16 protein-coding genes and 1 pseudogene are annotated in these 17,222 nt (G+C 59.6%); 4 read left to right on the top strand and 13 right to left on the bottom strand.

The genetic code is table 11. From position 1 onward, the window contains the following. Positions 1 to 128 precede the first annotated feature (128 nt). The 4 genes from AC1DLB_RS06210 to AC1DLB_RS06195 all read right to left on the bottom strand — a co-directional run bounded on the left by AC1DLB_RS06210 (position 129) and on the right by AC1DLB_RS06195 (position 4,741). Entirely contained in the window at positions 129 to 497 is a 369-nt protein-coding gene (locus tag AC1DLB_RS06210) for a DUF6124 family protein (protein WP_064618761.1), read from the bottom strand. 369 nt (positions 498 to 866) lie between these two features. Beyond that, positions 867 to 2,636 (bottom strand): hypothetical protein, encoded by a 1,770-nt coding sequence (locus AC1DLB_RS06205; RefSeq protein ID WP_477743694.1) that lies wholly within the window; start codon positions 2,634 to 2,636, stop codon positions 867 to 869. A gap of 138 nt (positions 2,637 to 2,774) precedes the next feature. Next, positions 2,775 to 3,698: a LysR family transcriptional regulator gene (locus AC1DLB_RS06200; protein WP_111454050.1), complete on the bottom strand. Its 924-nt coding sequence runs from the start codon at positions 3,696 to 3,698 to the stop codon at positions 2,775 to 2,777. A 47-nt stretch (positions 3,699 to 3,745) separates the two neighbouring features. Then, positions 3,746 to 4,741: an MBL fold metallo-hydrolase gene (locus AC1DLB_RS06195; protein WP_477784739.1), complete on the bottom strand. Its 996-nt coding sequence runs from the start codon at positions 4,739 to 4,741 to the stop codon at positions 3,746 to 3,748. Between the two features lie 279 nt (positions 4,742 to 5,020). Between AC1DLB_RS06195 and AC1DLB_RS06190 the strand changes: the two genes are divergently transcribed. Continuing rightward, positions 5,021 to 5,485 carry a helix-turn-helix domain-containing protein gene (locus AC1DLB_RS06190; RefSeq protein WP_018925550.1) on the top strand — a complete coding sequence of 155 codons (465 nt, stop codon included), beginning with the start codon at positions 5,021 to 5,023 and terminating at the stop codon, positions 5,483 to 5,485. 22 nt (positions 5,486 to 5,507) lie between these two features. On the opposite strand, the gene AC1DLB_RS06185 is transcribed toward AC1DLB_RS06190, so the two are convergent. Both AC1DLB_RS06185 and AC1DLB_RS06180 read right to left on the bottom strand, forming a co-directional pair. Next, on the bottom strand, positions 5,508 to 6,332 hold the full coding sequence (locus tag AC1DLB_RS06185; protein WP_477743696.1) for an alpha/beta fold hydrolase: 825 nt from the start codon (positions 6,330 to 6,332) through the stop codon (positions 5,508 to 5,510). 32 nt (positions 6,333 to 6,364) lie between these two features. Beyond that, positions 6,365 to 6,940, bottom strand: coding sequence for a flavodoxin family protein (locus AC1DLB_RS06180; RefSeq protein ID WP_477784738.1), 576 nt, complete (start codon positions 6,938 to 6,940; stop codon positions 6,365 to 6,367). A gap of 343 nt (positions 6,941 to 7,283) precedes the next feature. Here AC1DLB_RS06180 and AC1DLB_RS06175 point away from each other — a divergent pair, with 343 nt between their 5' ends. Next, positions 7,284 to 10,088: an ATP-binding protein gene (locus tag AC1DLB_RS06175; protein ID WP_477784737.1), complete on the top strand. Its 2,805-nt coding sequence runs from the start codon at positions 7,284 to 7,286 to the stop codon at positions 10,086 to 10,088. Here AC1DLB_RS06175 and AC1DLB_RS06170 read toward each other — a convergent pair. Both AC1DLB_RS06170 and AC1DLB_RS06165 read right to left on the bottom strand, forming a co-directional pair. Beyond that, positions 10,053 to 11,531, bottom strand: a complete 1,479-nt coding sequence (locus AC1DLB_RS06170; RefSeq protein ID WP_477743698.1) for an ATP-binding protein — start codon at positions 11,529 to 11,531, stop codon at positions 10,053 to 10,055. The genes AC1DLB_RS06175 and AC1DLB_RS06170 overlap by 36 nt on opposite strands. A 184-nt stretch (positions 11,532 to 11,715) precedes the next feature. Next, a complete protein-coding gene (locus AC1DLB_RS06165) occupies positions 11,716 to 12,666 on the bottom strand; it encodes a GlxA family transcriptional regulator (protein WP_018925545.1) in 951 nt (316 codons plus the stop codon). A 226-nt stretch (positions 12,667 to 12,892) separates the two neighbouring features. Here AC1DLB_RS06165 and AC1DLB_RS06160 point away from each other — a divergent pair. After that, a pseudogene (locus tag AC1DLB_RS06160) lies at positions 12,893 to 13,285 on the top strand (pirin family protein); the annotation flags it as partial. A 93-nt stretch (positions 13,286 to 13,378) separates the two neighbouring features. Here AC1DLB_RS06160 and AC1DLB_RS06155 read toward each other — a convergent pair. From AC1DLB_RS06155 to AC1DLB_RS06140, 4 genes are all read right to left on the bottom strand, one after another. Continuing rightward, a complete protein-coding gene (locus tag AC1DLB_RS06155) occupies positions 13,379 to 14,197 on the bottom strand; it encodes a helix-turn-helix transcriptional regulator (protein ID WP_477743699.1) in 819 nt (272 codons plus the stop codon). 5 nt (positions 14,198 to 14,202) lie between these two features. Beyond that, the gene (locus AC1DLB_RS06150) at positions 14,203 to 14,742 is read right to left on the bottom strand and encodes a kinase inhibitor (RefSeq protein WP_477743700.1); all 540 of its coding nucleotides are present in this window, start codon (positions 14,740 to 14,742) and stop codon (positions 14,203 to 14,205) included. Positions 14,743 to 14,864: 122 nt separating this feature from the next. Further along, positions 14,865 to 15,458, bottom strand: coding sequence for an NUDIX domain-containing protein (locus AC1DLB_RS06145; protein ID WP_018925541.1), 594 nt, complete (start codon positions 15,456 to 15,458; stop codon positions 14,865 to 14,867). A 187-nt stretch (positions 15,459 to 15,645) separates the two neighbouring features. After that, positions 15,646 to 16,083: a hemerythrin domain-containing protein gene (locus AC1DLB_RS06140; protein ID WP_018925540.1), complete on the bottom strand. Its 438-nt coding sequence runs from the start codon at positions 16,081 to 16,083 to the stop codon at positions 15,646 to 15,648. Positions 16,084 to 16,204: 121 nt separating this feature from the next. Here AC1DLB_RS06140 and AC1DLB_RS06135 point away from each other — a divergent pair, with 121 nt between their 5' ends. Next, a complete protein-coding gene (locus AC1DLB_RS06135; protein WP_258612359.1) occupies positions 16,205 to 16,630 on the top strand; it encodes a GNAT family N-acetyltransferase in 426 nt (141 codons plus the stop codon). A 61-nt stretch (positions 16,631 to 16,691) separates the two neighbouring features. Here AC1DLB_RS06135 and AC1DLB_RS06130 read toward each other — a convergent pair whose 3' ends face one another. Then, positions 16,692 to 17,042 (bottom strand): hypothetical protein, encoded by a 351-nt coding sequence (locus tag AC1DLB_RS06130; RefSeq protein WP_477784736.1) that lies wholly within the window; start codon positions 17,040 to 17,042, stop codon positions 16,692 to 16,694. Positions 17,043 to 17,222: the final 180 nt, after the last annotated feature.

Raw genomic sequence — 17,222 nt, 5'->3', positions numbered from 1 at the left:
CTGCGAAGCAGCCCCAAAACCATTCGACCCAATTGCATCAGGTAGACCGCATGTACAGGGTTTACGACTGCTGCGCAGCCGAGCGGGAGCAAGCTCCCTCGCCACAGGGGTCAGCGTTTGACCTCAGGTCATAGGACCGGGTTGGCCTTCAGCTCCAGACTGTCCAGCGCCCGACTCACCGCCAACTCGCCGAACATGATGAGCTGCGCGACGCCCAGTATCGTATTGCGCTGCGGCCCCTCCAGAAATCCGGCGCAGTCACTGGCGATCACCTTGGCCGAGGCAAAGGACTCGCAGGCATTGGTCAGCAGCTCTTCGATGTTGATGTCCGGGGCGACGGTGTAAATCGTGCTCGGTTTGCGTGGGGACTTGGTGTCAGACGGTTTGAGGTAGTGATCGAGGGCGCGTTCGGCGGCTTCGTTGAGTTTTTTGGGATCGAGGGGATCGTAGGGGGAAACGTCATCGGTTGCTGGCGGATTAGGTGTGGCTTTGAACATGGTGAATCTCCGTTATACCTGATGGAACCACCAGTACCTGTCGCTAAACAAGTAAGGGTGGCGGCTGTACGCAGGTTAGCGAACCGAGAGGTATAAGACCCGGCAGACCCGAGGGCCTCCCGCGCACAGCCACCATATCGAAACTGCAGACATGGAATGCCTGCAATATGACGGAGCGTTGTTGCGCTTATACCTGTTCAGGTCGCTAAACCCGATCGCTGATTGGCAGCGATACGGAAACGATAAAGACCAGGCCCAAAGCGCACAAGCCGGCGGATTCTGGCGCAGTCGTAGGCAACGGCGCAAGGATCTGTAGCTTTCATCAAGTAACGATAAACGCCGTTAAACACACCTCCCGCCAGCCCTTCTTCAAGGAATGGCCCGAATGGTGTACCGACGTGCGGCGAAGACCACCGCCGTCGCCGGATTCGGGACCTGATCCAAATTGACCCTGAAGTGAATGGACAACAGGCTGCCTTCCGCCAGATCCTTCAAATAACTGTACAAAACGGTAACGCTGTAGCGGCCGTTCAACACCCAACTTCGATGGACTGCGAAGTTGGGGCCCGTCCACATGGTGAGATTGTGGCTGCCCCCACTGGCGTTCTGGCCCTCAAAATCCAGCCAGATCGGCTGACCGGAGGCAATAAGCGGCCAACCGCCAAACAGGAGCGTTGCCCCGGCTTGCACATTGGCCAGATTCAGCACCGTCGTACCGTTCGCCTGGGTGATTACCGGAGGGACGAACCAGTTTGCCGGAATAGTCCCGATGTTCAGGACAAGCGGCCGTGAAACCACCGGGAGTGCTGTTCCGCGATCATATTCGAAGCTCACCGTCACCCGTTTGCCCAAGCTGAAAGCCAACAGCGAAACGGGCAGCTGGATTATCCTGGGTCGGATGGTAGTGCCGGCCTGAACGGTATTGGTGGTGTGTGAGCCCGCAGCGGGTGTTCCTGGCGCAGCAGTCCAGATGACCCTGATCCTGTCATCGGCCTGCATGTTGTAATCCAGGACAGCCGTCAGCCTCGTCAATGCCGCAATAGGATCCAGATTGCCGTTATCAGGCGCCTCTGCAATCGTCAGCTCCAGGTTTTGCAGCACAACGTTGATTGTCCATGGGCTGGACGCCCCTCCACTGCCATCCGCCAGCTTAACCGTGAAAACGTGCAAGCCGCCCGTCAATACAGCCACCTTATACGTCCAGGCGCTACCAACAGCTATGACCGTGCCTTGGGGGGTTGGCCCATCAAAAATTTCCACTTCACCGCCAGCCCCGGCACTGCCGCTTAACGTAACGCTAGTGTGAGGGGTGTCTGCGCCATCGGCGATGTCCTGGCCGTCGGGACCGGTGACCGACAAGATCGCGGGCGGGGTCGCTGCGTTTGTYAGGACGATATAGTTTCGATGGGCAAACGGCTGGGCAAGGGACTCATCCGGGCTCCCTTGCAGCCCCACCATCAACTTCAGGGTCAGTACGCTGCGGTCCTTGAGCCCTTGCAAGGCATTGGCGGAGTGGCTTCGCTCGTAAAAACCGAAACGGATGAATTCGTCAGTGATGACATTGCTCGGCGCACTCCAGTACCTCATACGGAAATCGCTGCCGTCGGCGTTCTTGCCCTCAAGCCACAACCAAAGGAATTGRCCCCGAGCGCTCAAGGGCCACGCGTTGATACGCAGGGTAATGTCGGTCAGGCCATTGATGTCCAGTATCGGACCTTCCCCGGACTGTTCTGCCTGGGTGATGAAGGGACGAGGCAAATCGCGTTGCGCCAGAGGCAGCACGTACACGACCTGTGGCTCTGAAGTCACGGGTGCAGCGGTGCCGCGAATGATGGTGTAAGTCACCGTCACCGTCTGGCTCAGATTGAAGAGTACTAGCGAAACCGGGATTCGAATCACCAGCGGCCGAGTGTTACCGGCGTTGATGAAAGCCGTAGTGAGAGAGCCGTTTGCTCCGGAGCCCGGTGCACCTGTCCAGGCCACACTCACCTGGTCGGTGGGCTGCAACGTCGGATCGGTCACCTCGACCGTGAGGGTATTCCTCACGTCCACCGGATTGAGGAGGGACTGATTGGCGCTTTCCTGAATGACAGGAGGCGGTGGGCTGCCGGCGTTCACTGTGGCGGTAGCGATGTTCATTGTTCTGTCCCTGTGCATGATCGATCCGGCCCCCGAAAGAGCATTGAATGAATCACACACCGACGCGCGGGCACGCGCTACTGTCAGAACTTATAGGTGTGCGGCTGTTTCGGACGAACGGCGCGGCGCGGTTTCGCCTTACACAGCCGGAATATCCAGCGAGGCCGACATGAACTGGCTGATCCGCGACCGCAGCCATTTCTCGGCAGGATCGTTGTCATGCACCCCGCTCCAGGCCATCGACAGTTGCGCCGCATCAATGGGAAACGGCGGATCTTCGGCGCGCAAGGCACAGCCCTCCACCAACGCGCACGCGGCATAGTCCGGGACAGTGGCAATCATTTCCGTGCCAGCGAGCAAYGCGCGCAAACCACTGAATTGCGGTACGCCGAGCACCACGCGGCGGGTGCGGCCGACCTTGGCCAAATCGACGTCGATGTTGCCGCTCAAGTCGCCGGAGAACGACACCATGGCATGCGGGCGGGAGCAGTATTCGTCCAGCGTCAGCGGCCCCGGTCTGCTGTCTCCGCGCAGGACTTTGCAGGGAATGTCGCGCAGTTTTTTGCGTTTGGCATTGGCCGGCAGATCCGTGGTGTAACTCACCCCCACCGAGATTTCCCCCGACGCCAGCAACGTCGGCATCAACAGATAATTGGCACGGCGTACCACAACCACGATCCCCGGTGCCTCTTCCTGCAACTGGCGCAGCAACGGCGGAAACAGCCCGAACTCGGCGTCGTCCGACAGCCCGATACGAAACACATCGCAGCTGCTGGCCGGGTCGAATTCCTTGGCCCGGCTGACCGCCCCCGAGATGGTGTCCATCGCTGGTTGCAGCTCCTTGAGAATCGCCAGCGCCCGCGCCGTCGGTTCCATGCCGCGACCGTTGCGCAGCAACAACGGATCGTCGAACAAATCACGCAACCGGCCCAGCGCGGCGCTCACCGCCGGTTGGCCCATGAACAGTTTTTCGGCGACTCGGGTCAGGTTCTTTTCGAACATCAGCGCTTCGAAAATCACCAGCAGGTTCATGTCGACACGGCGCAGATCGTTACGGTTCATGGGCACGGTTCCCTTTTGTGTTCAGCCAGGCGCAAGTGTGTCGGACTTTACTCGATCATCGGCACTTTCGCCGCTCGTTTGTAAGGCCCGTACTCGATCGGTACCCACTGGAAATGCTTGTCCACAGCGGTGATATGGCCGACACCCGGAAACGGCAAATGCGCCGCCGTGACCCAGATCTTGCTGGCCGCCGCATCGCTGAACACCTTGGCGCGGCTCTTGATCGCCTGCTGATTGTCGACGTCGAAACGAATTGACACCTCAGGATGCTCGAACTGCACCRCCAGGTTATGCACCAGATCGCCCATGAACAGAATGCTCTGACCCTGGGAGTTGAACCGATACGTGGTACTGCCCGGTGTGTGCCCGGCCTCCAGCTCGGCATCGACAACGCCCGGCACTGGCGACTGCCCGGCAGTAAAGGTTTTGAAACGGCCCGCCGCGATATACGGCGCGGTTGAGTCCTGGGCGATCTTGAAGAATTCCCTGGCACCGGCCGGTGCCTTGGCCATGGCCTGGGGATCAAGCCAGTAATCGGCTTCTGCCTTGGCCGCGTACACCGTTGCGTTGGCGAACACGGGCTTTTGCTGCCCATCCACCAACCCGCACACATGATCCAGATGCAGGTGAGTGAGCAGGATGGTATCGACCTGTTCCGGCTGGTAACCGGCGGCTTTCATGTTCGCCGACAGTTGGCCCGCCGTGGCACCGATGCACTGCCCTGCCCCGGTATCCACCAGAATCAATTGTTTGCCGGTATTCACCAGAAACGCATTGAACGCGGTTTGCACCCCCGGCGTTTCAATCGAACGACGAGCCAGCAACGCGCGGATCTGGTCTTGGGTCAGCCCCTCGAGCAGTTTGGGCGACAGGTCGTTGTARCCATCGAACAACGCCGTCACCTCGTAGTCGCCCACCGCGAGCCGGTAGTAACCGGGCACCTGAGTGTTCACCTGAGCCGGTGCCTGGGCCAGGCTGATGCCAGACATCAGCGCCAATGCCAGGCCAAGTCCGCCAAGCGTGCAAACGCGGGAATGCTTCATGAGATCACCCTTGATCGAGCCAGAAAAAGCGGCCCAGTCCAGGCCGCTACACGTCGCCCATCTTGCATGACCGTGCATCGGCGCGAATTGCAGTGATGTGCTCAGTTGCCGCATTTTCACCCTTAAGCCTGACTGCGGAATTAACAACGTTTAACTCGCAAGCCAAAGTCCTCGCGGCCAAGAATGAAGCCTTCTGCGCAGACTTGTTTTTCAGACAAGGGAACGTGCTGACCCACCGTGCAGTGCATCCGCGCGCGCCCATCGACACGGACATTGGCCATGGCTCTCATTCAGCAAAACGCGATCAAGGCGTGTGCCATTGAAACGCAAAAAAAAACCACGGGGGGGCTTAGCCCCTGGCGCGAAACTCTGGTCAAGCAACTGATCCTCGACCACCTCGACGACACCCTGGAAGTGACCGAACTGGCACGGGTCTGTGCCCTGTCGCGCAGTCATTTTTCCCGTGCGTTCAAATGCAGCACCGGTGTTTCGCCGCAGGACTGGATCCGACAGCAACGCATTGCCCGAGCCAAACAATTGATCCAGGACACCGACCTGACCCTGACGCAAATCAGCCTGGAATGTGGCTTCTGCGACCAGGCGCATTTCTCCCATATCTTCACCCGCAGCGAAGGCATCACACCGTTTGCCTGGCGCTGCCGTGCCATGCGTACTCTTCCCTCTCACAACAGCAAAAGATCGCAGCCTTCGCCAGCGCCTACAGGTGCTCACATGTCCCTGTAGGCGCCGGCGCCTTTGATTTTGATCAGCCCTTGATGAACGTCAGCAGATCTTCGTTGAGTTGATCCTTGTGGGTATCGGTCAGGCCGTGTGGAGCTCCCGGATAGACTTTCAATGTGGAGCCCTTGACCAGTTTTGCCGAGGCGATGCCCGAGGCTTCAATCGGCACCACCTGATCGTCGTCGCCATGCACCACGAGGGTCGGCACGTCGAACTTCTTCAGGTCTTCGGTGAAGTCGGTTTCAGAGAACGCCTTGATGCAGTCGTACGCATTCTTGTGGCCGGAAGCCATGCCCTGCAGCCAGAACCAGTCGATCATGCCTTGCGAAGGTTTGGCACCCGGCCGGTTGAAACCGAAGAACGGACCGCTGGCCAGATCCTTGTACAACTGCGAACGGTCGACCAAAGACGCCTGACGAATACCGTCGAACACTTCCATCGGCAGGCCGCCCGGGTTGGCCTCGGTCTTGAGCATCTGCGGCGGCACCGATGAAATCAGCCCGGCCTTGGCCACGCGTCCAGTACCGTAGCGACCGATGTAGCGCGCCACTTCGCCACCGCCAGTGGAGAAACCGAACAACACAGCGTTTTGCAGATCCAGATGCTCGATCAACTGCGCCAGGTCATCGGCGTAAGTATCCATTTCGTTGCCGAACCATGGCTGGCTCGAACGACCGTGACCACGGCGGTCATGGGCGATGACCCGGTAGCCTTTGGAGGCCAGGAAGATCATCTGCGACTCCCAACTGTCGGCGTTCAACGGCCAACCGTGGCTGAAGACGATCGGCTGACCGGTGCCCCAGTCCTTGTAGTAAATCTCGGTGCCGTCTCGGGTAGTAAAGGTGCTCATTACGACTCTCCTGATGCATGGGTTTACGACGATTAACAAGAGGTTTGAGCCAGGCGTTCGGCCAGGCGCGCCACCCGCTCGCCCAAATGTGCGGCGGTGCGGCGGTCTTCCAGGGGCGGAGCAAATTCGGGGGATTGCTCGACGTTCGATTGGGCCATCGCCCCCAGCGAACTGCCGAGCCGGTTCAACTGCCCGTCGAACAGGCCGAGGCTGCTGCGCGCCGGCAGCAGGTCGAGGCCGACCCAGATCATCGAGTGCTGGGCGGCGAACACCGCCATCTGCAGCAAGGTATTGAGCTTGTCGCCACACAGGCATCCGGAGTTGGTAAACCCGGCAGCGAGCTTGTCGCGCCAGGGCTGGGCCAGGTAGAACGAGGCGGTGGCCTCCATGAAACCCTTGAAGGCTGCCGAGGCGCTGCCCATGTAGGTSGGGGYGCCGAAGATGATTGCATCGGCACGGTGCAAGCGCTCCCAGTGATCGTCCACTTCCTCCACCGGAATCAGCCGACAGGTGCTGCCCAAGTGTCGTTCCACCCCCAGGCCCACGGCTTCGGCCATGACCCGGGTGTGCCCGTAACCACTGTGATAGACCACCACCACGTTGCTCATTCCGGCTCCTCCAGAAGTGTTCGTCCTTTTTGCGGCACGCTTTTTGTTGCACTTTCTGTTGCAAAAAGGCCGATACCTTCGGCTACTTGAAGAAATGGATTTTTGAGCGTAGACCGGATCGGTACGAGTTAAACGTTGTTAATTTTCTGCCGTACACCCATGGCCACGGCGTGCCGTTCACCAGCGCTGAGTCCAATAAATACGGGGCCGCCGGGCACCGACGGCAAGGCCGCAGCCGTTGCACCTGCTGCCGAGATGTATGACGCCACGTTGCGCTACCGAAAAAACCTTAGGAATATGCCTGGATACCGCGCGATAGACGGACGCAAGCAGGAGTGACCCGTTGACCCTTACCCCCGAACAGGCCATCCATTTCGGCCCCTACCGGATCTACCCTGGCCAACGCCTGGTAATGGAGGCCGACCAGCCCCTGCGCCTGGGCAGGCAAGCCATGGACATTCTGTTGATGTTGCTGGAGCACGCAGGCCAGGTGGTGAGCAAGCAGCAACTGATCGCGCGGGTCTGGCCCAAAAGCGTAGTGGAAGACACCAACCTGCGCGTGCACATGGCGGCACTGCGCAAAGCCCTCGGTGACGGTCAGGCCGGCCAGCGTTACATCGTCACCGTCGCCCAGCGCGGCTACAGTTTTGTCGCGCCGTTTTCCCTGGAGTCCATCGAACAACATCCCCAAAACGACGCCAATGAACCGGGCGGCCATAACCTGCCGGTGCGCCGGACTCGCATGATCGGCCGTCAGGCCCTGGTCGACAGACTGCTGGCGCAACTCTCACAGCAACGTTTCATCACCCTCGTGGGCCCCGGCGGGATCGGCAAGACGACCGTGGCGCTGCGCGTCGCCGAGCAACTGATCGGTCGCTATCGAGACGGCATTCGCCTGGTGGACCTGGCACCGATCAACTGCCCTTTGATGATCGGCGCGCACCTGGCGACAGCGCTGGGCTTGCCGTTGCATGACGCCGACCCCATGAACGGGCTCGCCACATGCTTGCGCGAACGGCAGATGCTGCTGGTCATCGACAACTGCGAACACCTGATCGATGCCATTGCGTTGCTCAGCGAAAGCATCCTGCGCGCGGCGCCCCAAGTGCACATTCTGGCTACCAGTCGCGAAAGCCTGCGGGCCGAAGGCGAATACGTGCAGCGCCTGGAATCACTGGACTGCCCGCCGCCCATCGCCGTGCTCGACCGCGCTCAGGCCCTGACGTTTTCGGCGCTGCAATTGTTTGTCGAGCGGGCGATGGCCAGCCACGACAGCTTCGAACTGAGCGAAGCCGATCTGCCGCTGGCGATTGAAATCTGCCGACGTCTGGACGGCATTCCGTTGGCGATCGAACTGGCAGCGGCGCAGGTCGGCAACCTGGGTTTGAGCGGCTTGCTGTCGCAACTGCAAGACAGCTTTCGCCTGCTCGCCCAAGGCTGCCCGACCACCATGGGCCGCCATCAGACCCTGCGCGCCACGCTGGACTGGAGCTTCGAACTGCTCAATGCCTGCGAGCAGACGTGCCTGCGCCGACTGGGGATATTCCGGGGCGCTTTTACCTTGGAATCGGCGGCTGCCGTGATTGTCGGCCAGTACGTCGAGCCCGATGTGGTGTTTGCCTCGATTACCCAATTGGTGGCCAAGTCATTGCTGAACGTGGAAGTCGGCGATGAAGAAGTGTTCTACCGTCTGCTCGACACCACACGTGGCTACGCACTGGAAAAACTCGACCAGGCCCAAGAGCTGGCGGACACCCGAGAGCGCCACGCCGAATGCTGCCTGGCCTTGATGCAGCAGGCGCAAAGTGAATGGGAACACACCCAGAGCGAGCGCTGGACCGAGCGTTACGCCCGCAGCCTGGACGACATTCGTGCAGTCCTGGATTGGGGCTTGAACGCTCAAGGGCCGCAGGCCTTGGYCATCCGTCTCGCCGCGACCTCGGCACCGCTCTGGCAAGAGCTGTCGCTGCTGAAGGAATACGACGCGTACGTGCGCAAAGCCCTGGCGTTGCTCGAAACGACGCACCAGCCCTGTCCGCGTTTGACCATGAACCTCAAGCTTGCCCTCGGCAGTTCCTGCTACCACACCCAGGGCAATAGCACCGAAGCCGTCGAAGCCTTCGTCAGCGCCAAACACCTGGCCGAACACTGCAACGATATGGCCGGTCAGCTCAAAGCGATTTCCGGGCACCTGGCGGTTGATCTCAGTTGCGGCAACTACCAACTGGCCCTGGAGCAGAGCCGACAATTCGAGCGGTTGAGGCCGCACGACGACGCGATGACGGCCCTCAGCACCCAACGCTTGCGGGTCCTGGCCCTGCATTTTGCCGGGGATCAGGCACTGGCGCGGGAGAATGCCGAACAGGTCATTCAACGTCTGGCCCAGAGCGGCCAGCTCAACCGCTTCACCCATGGCTTTGGCGTGCAATACGACCAGAGCGTGGCGGCCCTGACGATTCTGGCGCGCATTCTCTGGCTGCAAGGGCTCCCGGAAAAAGCCTGGCATACCGCACGACAGGCGCTCGACATCGCGATGCAAATCAATCATGGCACGTCCATCTGCTACACCCTGGCGCTGTCCGGTTGCCTGATCGCGCACTACAACGGCAACACGCCGGTCGCCCGCGAGCTCCTGGCCTTGCTGCTTGAGCAGGCGAAGAAACACTCGGTGTTGCTGTTCTACACCTGGGCCAAACATTACGCGCAGGTGATCGACGGAACTGATGCGCCCTCATCCCCGCGAACGGACACCGGGTTGGTCAAGGAAATCATGGTCACTCTGGGCAGCCGTTTCATCGATGATGCGTTGCTGGAGCGGGCCGAAAACGGCGCGGCGGGCTGGAGCACGGCAGAAATTCTGCGGGCTCGGGCCGACGCGTTACTGGCGCAGGATTGCCCGAGCAGTGCTGACGCGGCCGAGGCGGTGCTGCTCAAGGCTTTAGCCGTGGCAAAAAACCAGGGAGCGCTGGCCTGGGAACTGCGCAGTGCGACATCGCTGGCCCAGTTGTGGCAGCGTCAGGGCCACTTCCGGCAAGCCCATGAGCTGCTGGCGCCGATTTACCAGCGCTTCACCGAAGGCTTCGCCACACCGGACCTGATCAAAGTCCGGCGGTTACTCGACGAGTTGCAGCACGACCTGCCCGACTGATGTCCCGTGGGCCCGGCTGATGTAGCGCTCATAACGCAGTTCGAAGGCACGCAAGTAACCGCTGTTTTCGAGTTTCTCCAGGGCGTAGGTGCGCGTGGTATTGAGGAAACGGTAGCGCGTCACGCCGCTGCCCTGCTCCACCGACAGTAGCGATTTATTCGCCAGACTCTCCACCACGTTAACCAGGCTTGCGGGCAGCAACATCGCGCCACTGACCACGCCAATCGCTGCGTCCTGGGTGAACGCCATCTTGAACACCGCCAGCCGCTGCAACACGATCTGTTCCAACGGGCTCAGCCGTTCATAGCTCCAGTCCAGTGCGGCTTTGAGATTCTGATGCCGTGGCACGGCGGTGCGTCGACCTTGGCTCAACAGCTGAAAACAGTTACCCAGTTGCGCTTGCAACCCCACCAGCGCCAATGCATCGATCTGCGCCGCCGCCAGCTCAATGGCCAGGGGCAAGCCATCCAGCCGACGACAGATTTCACGCACAGCCTTCAGATCCTGTTGACGCAAGGCAAACCCTTGCTGACGGGCTCGGGCGCGGCTGACCAACAGCTGCACCGCTGAATACCCCATGGCCTCGTCCACGCTATAAATCACCGAGGCTGGCGGCACCGTCAGGGGCGGTAACCGCAGCAGCGTTTCCCCCGCTGCTCGCAGCGGTTCGCGACTGGTGGCGAGGATCGACAGTCGAGGTGCCGAGGCCAACAGATCGTCCACCACTGTCCTGCAACGTTCGAGCAGGTGTTCGCAGTTGTCGAGCACCACCAAGGCATGCCGTTGCGCCAACGCCTTTGCGCCAATGTCCAGTTCCAGCGTGCGCGACAGATGATCGACAAGCTGCGACGGGTCATCGATGGCCGCCAGGTCAACCATCCAGACACCATCCCGATAGTGCTGCAACAGCAACTCGGCCACGCGCAACGCCACGGTGGTCTTGCCGATGCCAGCAGGGCCGATCAGGGTCATGAAGCGTCGAACCGGCAACTGCCGAACCACGCTGCCGACGATCGAGTCGCGACCGGTCACCGGTGTGAGCCGCGCAGGCAAGTTGTGTTGAGGCTTGTGCACGGTTTCGACCAGCACCGGCGTGCCCGCCCGATCGTGCTGCACCGGGGCGATGAAGCTATAACCGCGCTGGGGAATATTAACGATATAAGGCTGCCCGTTCGGCCCATCGCCGAGCGCTCGACGCAGGGCGGCAATGTGGACGCGCAAGTTGATTTCCTCGACCACCGAGGTCGGCCATACGTGGGCAATCAGCGCCTCTTTGCTGACCACCGCACCAGCGTGCTCAACCAGCACCTGCAAAATGTCCAGGGCTCGCCCGCCCATGCGCAGCGGCCGATCACCGTCCAGGATCAACCGCTGATGCAAGTGGAATGCGTAGGGCCCGAACCGCAGCACCGTGTCACTGTTTATCTCTCTGAGGTTGTTCATGCACGTTCATATGCTGAAAACCTGGCTSGGCTCAAGGAACTGCAAGCTCCATCGATCCCGCCCATCCAGGCTCCGCACCTCCCAAAAAAGAGTTCACGGGTATCTTGGCAGGCATGGGTGACGGTACAACGGCCATGGGAGGAGCGTCACGGTCATCGCGGTGCGCACGACGGACAACAGCGCGTTAACTGAACTGCTCGCGGTACTGGGTGGGGGTCAGGCCGAGCTTTTCACTGAAAAGAAATCGCATGTGCCGCACGCTGCCGAAGCCACTTTTATAGGCTACGGTCTTGAGCGGCAGCTCGCTGGTTTCCAACAGATTCCTGGCGTGATCGATGCGCGCGCTTTGTAGAAACTCCATCGGCGTCATATTCACTTCCCGGGTGAAAACCCTGGCGAAGTGCCGCGCACTCATGTTCACCAGACTGGCCATACGCTCGATACCGAACGCTTCGTCGAGGTGTTCGAGCACATGGTTCTGCACCCGGGTGACCGGCGTTTCCTGGGGGCCCACCGCGGCCATCAATGGACTGAACTGCGCCTGCCCGCCCTGGCGTTTCATCACCACCAGCAGCACTTTGGCGACGTCCTGGGCGACTTTCTTGCCGTGGTCCTGGGCAACCACCGCCAGCGCCAGGTCGATACCGGCGGTGACACCGCCGGAAGTGATGAGGTTGCGGTCCTGCACGAAAATCTGATCGGTCTCGACGACAGCCTTGGGGAAGCCTTTGATCAGTCGTTCGGTGTAATGCCAGTGAGTGGTCACGCGAAAGCCGTCCAGCAATCCGGCATGCCCGAGCACGAACGCGCCGGTGCAGATCGACCCGTATCGGTCAGCACGGCTGATGGCTCCCCGAAGCCAGTCGAGCAGCGGCGGATACTTTTCGTTGTAGGCCCCCGGCCCGCCTGGCACCAGCAACAGGTCATAGTGCTCGTTAGCCTGATCGATGTGCAGATCCGCCAGTACGCTCACGCCGTTGGAGGCCCGCAATGCGCCCTGCACGGTGCCGATGGTCAACAGCTCGTATCGGTCCGCCGGTTGCAGATAACGATTGGCGATGGAAAACACTTCCATGGGGCCGGCCATGTCGAGCAGGAGAAAGTCTGGGAACAACACCATTGCCACGGTTTTCATGGGTTCAAGGTCACTAATAGAGAACTGTTCAATACCATTGCGCCGCCCACGGGTCTGGCGCCCGACATTATGGCCACATGTAACAACAAGCATACATGAACCCGTTCACACAACTGTCAACCTGAACGAGACAGTATTTCAATTTTCATCTACTTACTGCACTTTAAGGTAAACATTAACCTTCTCCTCACTCGGACGAATTCACGTCCTGACAGGAGATTTCATCATGCTGACCCTTCGCAAAGCTTCGGATCGCGGTGCGGCCAATCACGGTTGGTTGAAGTCGTTCCATACCTTTTCCTTTGCCAACTACCGCAACCCACGGGAACAGGGCTTTTCCGACCTGTTGGTGATCAACGACGACCGCGTAGCCGCAGGCAAAGGCTTTGGACAGCACCCTCATCGCGACATGGAGATTTTCTCCTACGTGCTCGAAGGCGCGCTGGAACACAAGGACACGCTGGGCACCGGTTCGGTGATCCGCCCTGGCGACGTGCAACTGATGAGTGCCGGCAGTGGCGTGGCGCACAGTGAATACAACCACTCATCGACACGCCCGGTGCACTTCCTGCAAATCTGGATCGTGCCTGACGTCAGCGGCGCCAAACCGCGTTATCAGGGCTTGCCCGCGAAGAACGATGACGCGTAATACCTGAAAAACCGCGGCGCATTCTTCGCGGGCAAGCCTCGCTCCTACAGGCCACAGGAATACCTAAATCGCCGCCCGCAATTCCCGTGGCGACAGGCCGTAATGTGAGCGAAAGCGCACGGCAAAACGTGAGGCCGAGGCGTAGCCGCTGGCACCGGCAATTTCACCGATGGGCCGAGACGTGGTTTGCAACCATTGCAACGCGGTCGCCAGTCGAACGCTTTCCAGAATATTCCTGAAGCTGCTCCCCTCATTGGCCAGTTGGCGACGCAACGTCGATTCACCGAGATTCAGGTGTTGAGCGACGCTCGCAACCGTCCAGTCGCTCTCAGGGCTGCCCATCAGCAACTGCTGCACACGCTCGCACAGTGGATCATTGCGATCCATCAGCAGCGGTCCGGCCTGGCCATTGAGGCCCAGGCTGAGCAGAACCGCTTCCCCATAGTGGGTGCGCAATGCATCCGGCGCGTTCGCATTGATGGCGGCCAATAACTGATCCCATGCCTGCGTCGTGTGCCTGTCCAGGGGAACACACAGATCTGTCTTCGGGGCACGGTGACCATTCATGATCTGCCGGCCATATCGGCTGCTGAAGTTGCGCAGTGTCGAACCGGGAAAGGTCACGACATCAGCGATGTAGTGACCGTGAAGACCGGGGAAGTTCGAGATACCAAGCTCACGCCCGGCCGGCAACAGAATCAGATGTTGCGGCCCAGCGCGCATCTCCCGGTCATCCCATTGCAACAGTTTTTCCCCCTGTCGCACTCGACACAAGGTGGTCGCGAAGATCGGCACCCGTTGCAAGGTATGAGGCTGCCGCGCCCGGATGACACACGCATCGATAATGTTTTCCCGGTGCTGGATGCCGTCACAAGGGCGCATCGTTCTTAACGTCCGTAAGTTGAAGTGATGGTCGCTTTGGCCAAGGCGTTGGCATTGAGCATATAGCCCACCAAGGCTCCGCTGGCTTGGTTGTCGAGTGGCAACTTGTCGACTTTCAACGCCCATACGGTGAATTGATAGCGATGGGGCTTATCCCCCACAGGAGGGCACGCTCCGCCAAATCCCGGTTGGCCATAATCGGTTCGTCCTTGTACGGCTCCGGCAGGCAGGTTCGAACCGACCCCTCTTGGCAGACTTTTGGTTGAAGCCGGTAAGTTGACCACCGTCCAATGCCACCAGCCGCTGCCGGTCGGCGCATCAGGGTCATAGACCGTGATTGCGTAACTTTTAGTCTCCGCCGGGGCGTTGGACCAGGACAGTTGCGGAGACGTATTTCCCCCTTCACAACCGAAACCCTGGAATACCTCGCGACTGGTCAGCGGGCGATTTTCAGCAATATCCTGGCTCGTCAGCGAGAAGTCGGCTGCGTGCCCAGTGAGGACGACCCCCATGGACAATGCGGATAGGATAATTCGGATGTTCATCGTGACCTCATCGGTGTCTTGGCGTGAAGCACGAGTCTAGAGAGAGCAAAGGCTGATTACTGTGCCGAAACGCTCGACCATTGTGCCTGAACRCTCTCTCGATCCAGGCACACCCCGCCGACTCAGACCGGTCCGAAAATGTCCTTCATCGCCGCATACTGCAGCAGCATGATGGTCTTGGCATCGCAGATCTCCCCGCGATAAAACGCCTCAAGGGCGTCGTCGAATTTCCACTCCAGCACTTCCAGTTCTTCGGTTTCGTCTTCCAGCCCACCGCCCTCGCTGACTTTCGAAGAGGCGTCGTACTCGGCAATAAAGAAATGCAGTTTCTCCGTGACCGAACCGGGGCTCATGTAGGACTCGAACACCTTCTGCACATGGTGGACGCGATAGCCGGTTTCTTCCTCAGCTTCAGCGCGAATGCGCTCTTCAGGCGCAGCGCCTTCCAGCAGCCCCGCCGCCACTTCAATCAACAAACCATCATGGCCGTTGACGAACACCGGCAACCGGAACTGGCGAGTCAGCACGACGGTTTTCTTCTCGCGGTTGAACAGCAGAATCGCCGCGCCGTTGCCACGGTCGTAGACCTCGCGGCTCTGGCGCTGCCAGTCGCCGTTGTTGCGCAGGTAATCGAACGTGATTTTCTTCAGCAGATACCAGTTGTGGGACAACACCTGAGACTCGATGATGTTGACCCGCTCGGCTGTGTTCGACATGACAATCCATCCCTATTTTCGTCAGAAGACGTCCATGTTAGGCGAAAACAGAAAAGCCCGGCATGGTTGCCGGGCTTCTTTTTTTCTAACGCTCTGTCCAATCCTTCAGAACGGATTCAGAGGGTCGGTGTTACTTGAAATCCAATTGGCCTACACGCCAAAGCAACAAATGATTGTGTGCTTCAGGTCAGGGCAACTGCGCTTTATATTCTTTCTGGTATTGCCCGGCGAGTGATTCCTTTTGCTTGTTGTCGAGCAGTTTTCCGGCCATTTGAAAGAACTTCTGCTCTTCCTCTTTCAGGTGGTGATGGACCTTTTCCGAGAGCTTTTTGGCAGTGATCAGCCAAGCGGCGCTGGACATCTCAGTCTCGTCCAGTTCCTCCATCATTTCGTCCATTTCATGGTGTTCGGAAATGGCGTGGCGACTCAGGTCCATGCCATTGTCGAATGCCATCAACGGGATGTAGAAATGGCGTTCTTCGGCCGTTGCGTGGGCGTGCAGTTCGGCTTTGAGCTGTTTGTAAGCCTCTAGCCGTTCCGGGGTGTCGCCGTGGGTCTTGATCAGGGCGACGGCATAGCTACGCTGGCGATCATGGCTTTCGCGCAAGGCTTCAAAGATATCCACGGGCGGTCCTCATGGGTGCATTGCGAATGACATTATTGAGGCTAGACCTCCCGGCGCGCCCGGGAGTTCCAAACAAACTGCGATCGCGATAGGCTCCCTCTTTGCCATATGGATGTAGCCCATGACCCTGCGAATTGAACTGTCGACAAACGCCACTCAGGAAGAGCGCGAAGCAATCCTCACACCGCTGCGCGCCTACAACGCCTCAAAGGCCGGGCCCACGGTGTCAGAGCAGATTGCCTTGCTGGTGCGCGATGACAACGACGAGATTCTCGGCGGGCTTTATGGCCGGGTGTTTTACCAATGGTTTTTCATTGAGTTGTTGTCGGTGCCGGCCCAGGCACGGGGCCAAGGGCTGGGCTCGAAGCTGATGCAGATGGCCGAAGACCTGGCGCGGGAGAAAGAGTGCATCGGGATCTGGCTGGACACCTTCGACTTCCAGGCGCCGGAGTTCTACAAAAAACACGGCTTCAGCGAACTGGGGCAGATTGCCGATTATCCGCCAGGCCATAAGCGTTTCTTTTTCCAGAAGCGTTTGATTGATTAAAACGCAAACGTTGTGGGAGCGAGCCTGCTCGCTCCCACAGGGGGACTGCCTCATAAACCTCTTACAGGCAGGTCGCCAACGCCGCCAAACGACGCTTGGCAATAAAATCATCATGCTGGGCGTAGTAGCTCAAGGCCGTGCCTGAAGCATCGCTGGTCACGTCCACGAAAGATTCGGCCGAACGGGTGTAGACCGTCGAGCCGCCCTTCTTGCCCGGCTGCAAATACGCACCGGCATCGACGCCGAACACCGCCTCGTCCTGCCAGGCAAACTGCACGCACTGGGCGACGACTTTTTCCGGTTTGTCCGAGGTCAGGGTTTTGTACGGGGTTTTGGTGCGGGCGTCGTTCATCGCCGATCCGGCGCAGYCCGCCAGCAAGGTTGCGGCCAGCGCCACCATCAGAATTCGCATTGCGTTCGCTCATCAGGAAAAAGCGGACTGTACCACCGCGGCGCGGCGTATCGTTCTGCTTTACTTCATTTATACCGCGACACCGCGCAACGATTCGCGCACCCTGTCGCGCCGATAGCCTCGCATCGCCCATTTTTCAGGAAAGCCATGACACCCAATGCCGAGTTCTACAAACCCTCC

The sequence above is a fragment of the Pseudomonas sp. 05N434 genome (assembly GCF_056396965.1).
The sequence above is the reverse complement of the archived record's forward strand: the minus strand, read 5'-3'. Positions and strand labels throughout refer to the sequence as shown.